General features: G+C 41.2%; 9 protein-coding genes and 2 pseudogenes. 7 read left to right on the top strand and 4 right to left on the bottom strand.

Going from position 1 to position 10260, the window contains the following annotated elements; all coding sequences use genetic code 11:
• The first annotated feature begins 247 nt into the window (after window positions 1–247).
• Genes AB204_RS08045 through nudI form a run of 3 tightly spaced genes read left to right on the top strand, consistent with a single transcriptional unit; the run spans window position 248 to window position 2245 of the window.
• Window positions 248–1114 carry a radical SAM protein gene (locus AB204_RS08045; protein ID WP_047962867.1) on the top strand — a complete coding sequence of 289 codons (867 nt, stop codon included), beginning with the start codon at window positions 248–250 and terminating at the stop codon, window positions 1112–1114.
• Window positions 1111–1818 carry a deoxynucleoside kinase gene (locus AB204_RS08040; protein ID WP_047962866.1) on the top strand — a complete coding sequence of 236 codons (708 nt, stop codon included), beginning with the start codon at window positions 1111–1113 and terminating at the stop codon, window positions 1816–1818. Before AB204_RS08045 ends, AB204_RS08040 begins: the two co-directional genes overlap by 4 nt.
• A gap of 1 nt (window position 1819) precedes the next feature.
• Complete coding sequence (nudI, locus tag AB204_RS08035; protein ID WP_047962865.1) at window positions 1820–2245, top strand: nucleoside triphosphatase NudI; 426 nt, start codon at window positions 1820–1822, stop codon at window positions 2243–2245.
• Window positions 2246–2287: 42 nt separating this feature from the next.
• On the opposite strand, the pseudogene AB204_RS23920 reads toward nudI, so the two are convergent.
• Window positions 2288–2477: pseudogene (locus tag AB204_RS23920) on the bottom strand (IS256 family transposase); the annotation flags it as partial.
• Window positions 2478–2665: 188 nt separating this feature from the next.
• Between AB204_RS23920 and AB204_RS08030 the strand changes: the two are divergent.
• Window positions 2666–3268 (top strand): tyrosine-type recombinase/integrase, encoded by a 603-nt coding sequence (locus AB204_RS08030; RefSeq protein ID WP_047962864.1) that lies wholly within the window; start codon window positions 2666–2668, stop codon window positions 3266–3268.
• Window positions 3269–3382: 114 nt separating this feature from the next.
• Here AB204_RS08030 and AB204_RS08025 read toward each other — a convergent pair whose 3' ends face one another.
• The gene (locus tag AB204_RS08025; RefSeq protein ID WP_047962863.1) at window positions 3383–4009 is read right to left on the bottom strand and encodes an NADPH-dependent F420 reductase; all 627 of its coding nucleotides are present in this window, start codon (window positions 4007–4009) and stop codon (window positions 3383–3385) included.
• 103 nt (window positions 4010–4112) lie between these two features.
• On the opposite strand from AB204_RS08025, the gene AB204_RS08020 reads away from it, so the two are divergent.
• The 3 genes from AB204_RS08020 to cspE all read left to right on the top strand — a co-directional run bounded on the left by AB204_RS08020 (window position 4113) and on the right by cspE (window position 7549).
• Window positions 4113–5006 carry a LysR family transcriptional regulator gene (locus tag AB204_RS08020; protein WP_047962862.1) on the top strand — a complete coding sequence of 298 codons (894 nt, stop codon included), beginning with the start codon at window positions 4113–4115 and terminating at the stop codon, window positions 5004–5006.
• Between the two features lie 150 nt (window positions 5007–5156).
• Complete coding sequence (locus AB204_RS08015; RefSeq protein ID WP_047962861.1) at window positions 5157–6764, top strand: competence protein CoiA family protein; 1608 nt, start codon at window positions 5157–5159, stop codon at window positions 6762–6764.
• Window positions 6765–7336: 572 nt separating this feature from the next.
• The gene (cspE, locus tag AB204_RS08010) at window positions 7337–7549 is read left to right on the top strand and encodes a transcription antiterminator/RNA stability regulator CspE (protein ID WP_047769059.1); all 213 of its coding nucleotides are present in this window, start codon (window positions 7337–7339) and stop codon (window positions 7547–7549) included.
• A 225-nt stretch (window positions 7550–7774) separates the two neighbouring features.
• Here cspE and AB204_RS08005 read toward each other — a convergent pair whose 3' ends face one another.
• Together AB204_RS08005 and AB204_RS08000 are read right to left on the bottom strand one after the other, a co-directional pair.
• Window positions 7775–8692: an integrase domain-containing protein gene (locus AB204_RS08005; RefSeq protein WP_047962860.1), complete on the bottom strand. Its 918-nt coding sequence runs from the start codon at window positions 8690–8692 to the stop codon at window positions 7775–7777.
• Window positions 8693–9938: 1246 nt separating this feature from the next.
• Window positions 9939–10260 (bottom strand): annotated as a pseudogene (locus AB204_RS08000) (ISAs1 family transposase); the annotation flags it as partial.

Raw genomic sequence — 10260 nt, 5'->3', positions numbered from 1 at the left:
GTACACCATCCATATCGAAAATAACAGCTTTCATAATCACCTTTTTTGCTTTTTCTTAGTTATATAACATAATAGTTATAATTTCACATTGGACATATTTATTTAAATTAATGCCATTATTTCATACTTCTTTTAAAAAAAGATCTGTTACTGCTTGAATTTTATTCCTTGTAGAGTATCTTAAAATAAATAACCATACAAAGTATAATGTTTATTGGGATTTTTAATAACAGTATAAGGATGCTTTATGGACATTAGTAGCCTACTTATGGATTTCAGAATAACTTCGCATTGTAATCTCGATTGTGATCTCTGCTTCCGAAACCCTGGCATAGAAGATTCCTCCCTTGCTAGTGCATTTTCTGTTATTGACCGGATGTATCAAATGGGTTTCCGGCGTATCGGCTTTACCGGAGGGGAACCCACTTCAAGAAAGGATTTTATTGAATTGATTGGATATGCAAAACACAAGGGATTCATGACTTACCTGTCAACGGTCGGGCATCGTTTCATGATGGATCATGAGAGATTGAATCCAATATTAGATTGGGTGGGAATGCCAATCGATGGTATTGACCAGCAGATTAATACTGATATTCGCAGTAACAAAATGAGCAATCAGCACAGAGTTATCAAAAACATACTGATGTGGCTCCCTGATGTGCATAACCGTATTAATATCAAACTAACCACAGTTGTTTCCCTGTCAAATGTGAATACCTTAAACGATATTGTCCATTGGATTGAACAACTTCCTTATAAAATTCAAGCATGGCGATTTTATCAGTTCTGTCCCTTAGGCGTCGGGAAAGAAAAAAGGGATAAATTGGAGATCGATACCACATTATTTATCCGCAAAATGGAAGTACTTAAAAAACAACATCCGACTATGCCGATAAGCTGGGCTACCTTTGAAGAACGTGATAAAGCTAACGTTGTTATGGAACCTAATTTCGACATCATTATTCCTGATGGTGAAAATTACACTTTGTTAGGCAATATGCTGACAGACCCACCTGATAAAATTTTGACAGCAATCTTCGGAAACAGTGAAATCATACACAAATGTGAAAATAACCGATTCTGGCTGGATAGCAGGGAGTTTACATCATGAAATATAATTATCTTTACATGGATCCTTGGTCCGCAGACGAAAAAGAGGGAAATCTAGAAAGAAAGCCTCTCTATATATGTTTGTCCGGTAATTCAGGAGTGGGAAAAAGTACCCTGCTAAAACAGCTGTCCTCATCCTTATTTCAACATGATCCGCATACTATCGCTATTGACGAAAAAAATGTTCATCATTCTCTGCTGCAATATCTTTTTGATGATACCAGCAACTACGGCTACCTAATACAGCTTAATTTTATGATCCAGCGAGCATTGTTACTCAAATCTTGGATGGAAAAAGGATTTAACTTGGTAATGGAGCGTTCTCATCTTGAAGATTACATATTTATTAATTTCATGTTGAAAGCTGGTTATATAAGTGAATCACACCACGCGACATATATGAAGCTATGGGAGGAAATAAATCACATTATTCCTGTACCTGACATCATCGTTTTCATTGATTATTCCGTAGAATACTCTCTGCAACATCTAAATTATGATGAAATTCACGGGATTCGCCCCAAGGAGTTTCCTGATGAAATAACAAAATTTAAATGGATAAAAGGCTGGCATGATGAGTACCAATATTTTCTGAATAAACTTCCCGAAAGTCTCCGTGATAAAGTTATGATTTGTCAAAATCCGGATAAGATTGACGCATTTTCTGATACAGTGATCAACAAAATAAATATGTTACGGAGATAATATGCGTCAAAGAATAATTGTCTGTCCTGTCATTCAAAATGACGGAGAATTTCTACTTTGTAAAATGGCTTCTGATCGTGGTGTATTTCCGGGACAATGGGCTTTGTCCGGAGGAGGAATGGAGCCTGGTGAAACGATGGAAGAAGCACTAAGACGAGAAATCAGGGAAGAACTGGGTGAAGCCCTAGAGATAACAGAGGTGAAACCCTGGGCTTTTCGTGATGATGTCCGGGTTAAAACGTATCCTGATGGTACTACTGAAGAGGTTTATATGATTTACCTCATCTTTGATTGTATCAGTGCCAATCGAGATATTACATTCAATGAGGAATTTCAGGAAATTGTCTGGGTGTCACCTGCAACTATGAAAGACATGGATTTGAATGAAGCAACACGGATTACTTTCATCCAGAAAGGGATAATCTGACAAATTCTATCTGATGTAGTTCAATAATTTTGATCACCTTTATAGAGGGCCATCGCCAGTGATAATCGTTTTGAGGAGTATTCGTTACGAGCATTAGTCCTGATTTTTGACTAATGTTTTTCATAACCGAGGTGATGGCTCATTTCCGTATTCAGCGCGGCTTCGACGCTGAGTTTTTCAGTAACCGATCAAATTGGTTGATATCATCAGGTGTTTTGAGGTTTTTAGCCAGTTCATTGGCAAGAACCTATAATTGCATATCGTTCATAAATCAACCTTATTTTGATAATAAATTAAACATATCAAGATAAGCAAATACACAGTTTAATTTACAGGCTCCCACTCGACGACATATCGATTAGTCAGCTCCTAGTTCATGACAGCCATAATTAAATCTCCTTTATCATAGGAGATTTAATTATGAATACATCACCGTGGAACAAAAACCGTATCATCGGCCAAAAAAGACCGCTTCAGATATCCCATATCTGGGGGATACGAATCAGACTCGAGCTGGAAGGGAAAACACGCGATCTGGCTCTTTTCAACGTGGCACTGGATAGTAAACTTCGTGGCTGCGATCTGGTTAAACTCAAAGTGTCAGATGTTGCTTGTAGCAGTTCTGTTTTAAGTAGGACAACTGTTTTGCAACAGAAGACCGGTATCCCTGTTCAGTTTGAATTAACTAAAGGTACCAGAGAAGCCGTTGCGGCTTGGATAAAAATAGCCCACCTGCGAAGTACCGACTACCTTTTTCAATCCCGAGTAGGTTCTTCCCAACACATCTCAACCAGGCAATACAACCGTATTTTTCATGGTTGGATTGAAAAGCTTGGTCTCGATGATTCGCTGTACAGCACGCATTCCATGAGAAGGAATAAGCCATACCTGATATACAAAAAAACCAAGAATCTTCGGATGATTCAGCTCCTACTGGGTCATAGAAAATTGGAAAGTACAGTTCGTTACCTGGGCATTGAAGTCGATGACGCTTTGGAGATCTCTGAGTCAATTGAGGTTTGAGTTTGTCAGGGCTGCTGAAGCAGCCCTGTGTCAAAAACGGACAGCCAGGCATGGCTGAATCATTTCTGTACCGAACTATGGTAAATGAACAAGTAACGATTACCTAGCCAGACGTTAACGCATTGTATTTTTAATAGTTTCTTCTAACGTCGTTTTATTCATGCGTACGCAGTATGCGGGACGTCCTCTTTCAAACTTCCAGCTTTCAGATAGCGAACCCACATCAAACGGCTCAAAACCGAACTCCTCATATAACTGAGTCACAATTTTCTTTCCTTGTTCATCATTACCGGCAAAAGGTAAAGCTCGTCGATTATTTTCACCCCTAGGCGAACCATCCTGCTCTAATTGCGTCATCGGAATCGCATTAAATGCCTTTGTTATGTGTGAAGTTGGAATAACTCGAGAGATGAGTTCGCTCGTGGTTAGTGTGTTCGATTCGAGCCCTTCAATGATGCCATCTCGTTCAGGGTAATAATTCATTGCATCAATGACTTGCTTATACTGCAATGCCTTGACAGGCAAGCCATTAATCGCTGACATAGGTATAGCCAACACAACGACATCACCGAAACTTACAGCCTCTTCCGAAGAACCAATCTCACAACCTATCATTGGTTTTAAACTGAACAGCGTATTGGGGGAGCGCGAATTACTCAGCATAACTTCATGCCCTGCCCTTAGTGCAAGTTTAGCGATTGCTCTACCCACAAAACCAGCGCCAACGATACCTATTTTCATGTTCCTCTCCTTTCACTTTTGGGTGTGAAAGGAGCATAATAAACAACAAATAATAGATAAATCGTCACTTTACACAATATTAATCAACAAATAGGAGTGAATGATGGATCGACTCACCAGTATGGCCGTATTTGTAAAAGCTGCCGAGTTAGGCTCTTTCGCTGCAACCTCAGAGGCTTTAAATATGTCAGCTCAGATGGTGTCAAAACACATTGCATGGTTAGAGTCGAGACTGGGGGTGACATTGCTCAACAGAACGACCCGTCGCCAGCACTTAACCGATATAGGTCAACGTTATTATGCCCAATGTCAGTTGATCCTTGCGGAAGTTGAGACGGCAGATTCCCTTGTCCATGATTTAAAATCTACACCATCAGGTATCTTAAAAGTTAATGCCCCGGTAACGTTCGGCTCAACATCATTAACACCTTTTATCACGGACTATCTTGCGCGTTATACTGACACAGAAATCGAGCTGACATTAAGTGATCGCATAGTTGATCCGATACAAGAAGGATATGAAGTGACGATTCGAATCGGGGAGCTTGAGGACAGCTCCTTGATTGCTCATCGATTACGCCCCTACCAATTGATAACCTGCGCATCTCCTGACTATCTAAATCGAGTAGGGACACCTGATTCACCGTCTGAATTATCCATGCATTCTTGCCTGATTTACGGTATTTGGACAGCCTTGATGGCTTGCCGCTGGATATTTATCAAAGAGGGTAAAGAGGAAGAGGTGAAACCACAGGGGCGATTTCGTTCTAACGATTGGAAAGCACTATTACATGCAGCCATTGAAGGCTACGGAATTATCCTTGGTCCAAGAGATATACTACAAAGTGAAATCAATAATGGTCGCTTAATTCAAATCTTAACGGATTATCAGACCCCAGCTCGTCCCATGCATGTTCTCACCCCCTCCACTCAACGCCCAATTGCGAAGATTCGTTGTTTTATAGAGGCACTCAAAGAGAGATTCGGTCAATATTGACCCCTGTTTAGGCAATATTATTCCTGAAAAGGATGGCGTTAAGTTGATAAAGTGACCAGTTCCTCTTTCATTAACATATCACAGTTAGTAATGTATCCATTGATACAGGATAATCAAATAGATAGATAAGTAAGGATGCGGACAGTGCGGATGTTTTTTGAATATGCCTTTCACAATGATTCAAACACGATAGTTCACGTAGATTCAGTACCAAACGGAAAACGCTGTAACTGTGTTTGTAAGCATTGTGGTGACCCTCTCATTGCAAAGAACAATGGAAAGATCGTTACACACCACTTCTCTCATACTACAAAGGAAGAAAGTCGTGACTGCCAGATGACTCAGTTACATATAGCGATGCAACTACATTTTTCTTCGCTATCTGAAATTACTCTTCCAACAAATGAGATAACCATCGACGAAACTGATATTGTCGTTCCCGGCCTAACAACTGAAGTTAAAGAGTCAGCACTCGAATACAGGATCGGGCCCTACCTAACAGACGTATATCTTGCGACAGATACTGGCGATGTAGCTATTGAAGTCTGCGTTACTCACAAATGTGACGAGGATAAAGAACGGTATTACATTGACCAACAGATTGACTCAATTGAGTACTACTTTCCTCTTGCTGAAGGTAATAGCATCTCTGAATGGATTTCTCTGGTAAAAAATAATCTCGTCGAATACAAGTGGATTTATCACTCAGAACTTGAAATTAAGAAAATCGAGTATTTTAAACAGATTGAAGAAGAGAATAGGAATAAAAAGGCAGAAAGAAGAAACAGGGCTTTATCATCGCTTCAGAAGTCTATATCTAGCAAAAGAATTCACTTACCCAGTATACATAAAGAGGTAGAGTGTACTTATGCAGGACAAACGTACAAAGAAAAACTGTTGCTTTATCCCAAAAGGAATATAACCTGTGACAAGATATTACCTTGTCATGAATCAAATGACTATGCGGTAATAGAAGGATATCGCGGTAATCGCGTGATATCGATTATCTATTCTTTTACCGAAGAGATACCTGCTCTAAATTATCAAGATGACAGAAGTATAGTTTGTCGTCATTATTCAAATGAATCGAATACACCGACATGGGTTTGGGTTAAGCATCCACCATTAACCGAGAACCTTAAGCAAATAAAGTTACAATTCAAATCTGATTGCAAACATATCCACCATAAAAGAGTAAGGTCAGTATATCTAAAGAAAGAAGTGACCAAGCTCGCATCCGAATACATAGATAACCGTCAAACTTACTTTAATCGAGGCTATCAGAAATGGAAAAGATGGATGATTAATAAAGAATTTTTTATACCTAGCCAAAATAAAAAAAATCCTTCATTCCCTGACATCTTGAAGAAGAGAGAGTATCGCATGCTCTGGCCATTCCAAGCATGGGATATAATAGTGTTATGTAATCTAGCAGAAATGGTGGATGCTTACCCTGTTAGCCAGAAGATATATTACCACGATTTATTTATCGAACTCGCAAGAAAATATGATTTATCAGAGCAATATCGATACTTATCGAAAGAGTTTAAAGAGTTAAATACCTCTACTGCTACCTTTAACTCACTTATTGATGAAGATAATATGATTCAAAGTACATTATCTACCTTTGGCTCACTTATTGATGAAGATAGTATGATTCAAGATGCATTATTTCCCTTTGCCAAGATGAGTATCATTTCTGTTAGCAAGGATCACTTAATAAGAAAAGGTTCTCTTATATTAGCGCTAGTAATTTAGCCTCATGTTATTTATATGCCATACTGATATGCTCTGATCGCTTTATAAGTATTTAGAGCGAAATCTGTGATTATATACAGCATAGGGAGCCGGGCTGCTTTCGCTTCTATCCCCTGCTGATTGAGACGCACTACCGTTAGTTATCCTTTCGTTCTGTGATAACCATTGCCAACTATAAGCAGATCAGTCTGTTTATCGCGCATATCGGAAGGCCTCTAAAATTGAATGGACCGGTTTTGCAGGATACTTATAATATCTGTCGATCCCTGGGAGATTAGTGTCTGATATTGTCATGATCTGCAGCTAATGGACATCAGCTGCAGGGTGTTTAAGTAGTTTAATTGGTTAAAATAAAAAATATAAACGTTGCTAAAATAATTTATCTATGTCTTAATATCGACATCGGTTTGGAATACAGACCTTATGAAAGCAGTTTTAGTAAAGCAGTCCTCAGTTCAGGTGTTATCTACAGATATCCTTCTTCATGAGCCTCCTCCTAAGTGCCAAATAAGTAACTCGAATTACAGGCCATCATCGCCACTCTTAGTGGCTCATCAATAAAGGAAGTATCTATGTCTAATAAAATGACTGGTTTAGTAAAATGGTTTAACGCAGATAAAGGTTTTGGCTTTATCACTCCGAACGACGGCAGCAAGGATGTATTCGTACATTTCTCTGCTATCCAGAGTGACAACTACAAAACGCTTGATGAAGGTCAGCAAGTCTCCTTCACTATTGAAAATGGCGCTAAAGGCCCTGCAGCTGGAAACGTCACAGCGCTGTAAGCGTTGCTAATTATTAGCGACACTTACAATAGCGATGAAGGCAATAGTCTGAGCAGCTAAGTTCTGCTGATAATAAAATGAACCCGCCTTGTGCGGGTTTTTTATTACATTAATTTCGCATGATAACGTAGACACTTTGGACTTACACCATGTCCGCTTTACGCGCATAGCTGACGGTCAGGCAGGGTAGCGATTAATCTAGATATTTTGTCAGGGAAAATAGTGTTATTCCGCCTCACCTTTCTGGTAATACACCTGCCGGATATAGCGCCCACGTCCGTCACCGTGCCCCAAATCCATTGATGCCAATGCCAGCGCTTCCCGCTCACTGAATCCCTGTGCGGTGTAATGCGCCCCAGATTGCCGGGCAAAATGGTAGCGCATACTGTGCGGGACTTTCTTACCCGTCAGCCCTGCACTTCTGACAATATACCGGTAACGGTCTATGGCCTGCGTGATCGTCGGTTTATCAATCAGTTTTCCACCACGCTCTGCCTGCTCTCGCTCGGCATAAGCAATGGCATGTTGCAGCGCTGCCCGATCCAATATGGTCGTCTGCCTCGGCCGTCCACCTTTGGTGCCAAATATCACCCGCACAGAGGTCTGCCCATTTTCCAGTGCTTTTTTCCAGGTGGCTAACGATTTATAGGCTTCCACCGCTTCTTTGGTGCGCAACCCCAGAACATACGCCAGTTGCATCACCGCCGCCACATGCCGGTCTTTTTGTTCGACCAGCTGAAAGATTTCACGGAACGCAGCCGGTGCCAACGCTGTTTTAGTTCCTTTTCGGTTTATTGCAACAATACCGAGTGCCCGGTTGCTCAAACGGGCATTACCGGGATCAGCCAGCTTATGCTTTCCGGCCTGCGCTAAAACGCTTCTCAGCACGGACATTTCATTTTGCAGAGTCCGGTGGCTGATATGGCTGGCCTTTCGCTCTGCAATATAGCGTTCAATATATTTGACTTTAAGGCTGTCCATCTGCCGGAGCTTAATGCCTTTATCCTTGAGAAAGTTAAGAAACTGCCGGGCAATCCGTTCACGATCGGCAACCGTGGCAAAGCTCCCACCCGCTTGTCGGGCATGGGTAATAAATGCTTTCCTGAACAACTCAATTTTTGAACGTGCCGATTTCTGCGCCATTCACGCCTCTCCTGTCACTTTTTCTCTGTTTTTATTCATTTTTTAAACAAGTCTCTGCGTGTCGGTTCAGGTTCACCGTTCCGTGATGCGTCAGATAATGTGTAGCAGAGTGAGGTTGTGTTGAGTTATTGCAGGAGCTCGCGACGTGCTGAGCACAGCGATGGAAGGCTCCCCGTTCATTGCCTGATCAGCTCAGGATGAACGCCTCATTATCTTGACGTATGTCATATCTCCTTTTTTTACTGCATCAGCCTGTTTTAAGGCGGTGGGTTGAAAACCAGATCTGGAATTCGTTCGTCAATCAAACGAAATGTCTGTTAATGGTCTGTTTTGAATGGTTTCACTGAGTAATTCAGGGTTCAAATCGGTCGTAAAGGCAGACCGAATGCGCTCTGGACGCTGACGCCCGGCGACGTCACTTGGTCATCGCTTCGCGCCAACACAAGTGACGCCGCGCCATTTTCGTGACGTTTATCGTGATGAATTGAAAATGTGGATGAATATTGTACCGATGAAAACGGTATCGTTTAACGTAAGGCAGGGTCTGTTTTGCCCTGTTGTATGAGTAGCCGGTGATGAGTAACACCGGGAAACTTTCATCATCAGACGGAGGGTTAGGTGTCCAATGATATCTGCTTCCAAAAGTGCGCAGATGTACCGCATAACATGCACTCCTTTCAGGCTACGGGAGTTTTTGTTCGCCGCTTAACGTTGATCCTTACAGGCGATGGATCATTGATAACAGTTGAATACTTTATCGATTGGGTTGAGTGAGGTCAAATGTTTGTTTGGTGATGAAGTGTAGAGTGCCTGAGATTCTTATACCACGACACAGAGAGCCAGCAATAATGCGTAGTGTAGACAAGATGAAAAACTTGCGCTTTCTTGTATGTGTAAGTTGCAACGCCAGCCAGAAAGAGTCATTTGCCATTTCCATTCGAAGCTTATCAAATATGCAGCTCAGCGGATATATTTTTCCGCTGGGTTAATAAAAAACGGCTTTAATGCGATCACATGCTCATCTGTCATGAGTTGCGTCAGTGTCAATTCAAGAGCGTGTTTTTGGTTTAATGTCAAATAAATCTCCATAAGAACCGAACATGATTTGAATGAAAAGTCAAACATCATCAATAATAATTGGTATACTTGGATTCACATATTAAGCGCAACATCGTTATAAACGAAGTAAATGAGTTTTTGTCCCTTTAAATAGCTCATCCGGCGTATTGTAACCCCGTGTTTATCCAATTGCCACGCCCACAGTTTTTACGTTTTTCCATTCTGGAAATTGTTGAGACAGCGCTTGGGCGGGTAACACATGATATTCACGGGCTTCTATACGACCATGTCCTTGTTCTATCGTGATATTTTCGGCATGACTCACGGCAGAAACTTGGGCTGACAACGCCTTCTTAACCGCGCGATACAACGTTTCCTGATCCCCTTTCACCGCCAGAAGATAGTCACCTTCCTGCTGCACAATTTGTTCCGCAATCTTCGTTTGGCATCCCATCGCATCAATTGTTATCAGGCAACCTGTGATATCCAGCAAGCGGAGTAATTTTGGG

The organism is Xenorhabdus khoisanae (genome assembly GCF_001037465.1).
Taxonomy (GTDB): Bacteria; Pseudomonadota; Gammaproteobacteria; order Enterobacterales; family Enterobacteriaceae; genus Xenorhabdus; species Xenorhabdus khoisanae.
Note: the sequence above shows the minus strand (reverse complement) of the source record. Positions and strands in the feature narration are given on the sequence as shown.

What these genes read in the sequence shown, in the direction of transcription:
- AB204_RS08045 (WP_047962867.1), top strand. Translation starts at nt 248, where the DNA reads ATGGACATTAGTAGCCTACTTATGGATTTCAGAATAACTTCGCATTGT.
- AB204_RS08040 (WP_047962866.1), top strand. Translation starts at nt 1,111, where the DNA reads ATGAAATATAATTATCTTTACATGGATCCTTGGTCCGCAGACGAAAAA.
- nudI (WP_047962865.1), top strand. Translation starts at nt 1,820, where the DNA reads ATGCGTCAAAGAATAATTGTCTGTCCTGTCATTCAAAATGACGGAGAA.
- AB204_RS08030 (WP_047962864.1), top strand. Translation starts at nt 2,666, where the DNA reads ATGAATACATCACCGTGGAACAAAAACCGTATCATCGGCCAAAAAAGA.
- AB204_RS08025 (WP_047962863.1), bottom strand. Translation starts at nt 4,009, where the DNA reads ATGAAAATAGGTATCGTTGGCGCTGGTTTTGTGGGTAGAGCAATCGCT.
- AB204_RS08020 (WP_047962862.1), top strand. Translation starts at nt 4,113, where the DNA reads ATGGATCGACTCACCAGTATGGCCGTATTTGTAAAAGCTGCCGAGTTA.
- AB204_RS08015 (WP_047962861.1), top strand. Translation starts at nt 5,157, where the DNA reads ATGTTTTTTGAATATGCCTTTCACAATGATTCAAACACGATAGTTCAC.
- cspE (WP_047769059.1), top strand. Translation starts at nt 7,337, where the DNA reads ATGTCTAATAAAATGACTGGTTTAGTAAAATGGTTTAACGCAGATAAA.
- AB204_RS08005 (WP_047962860.1), bottom strand. Translation starts at nt 8,692, where the DNA reads ATGGCGCAGAAATCGGCACGTTCAAAAATTGAGTTGTTCAGGAAAGCA.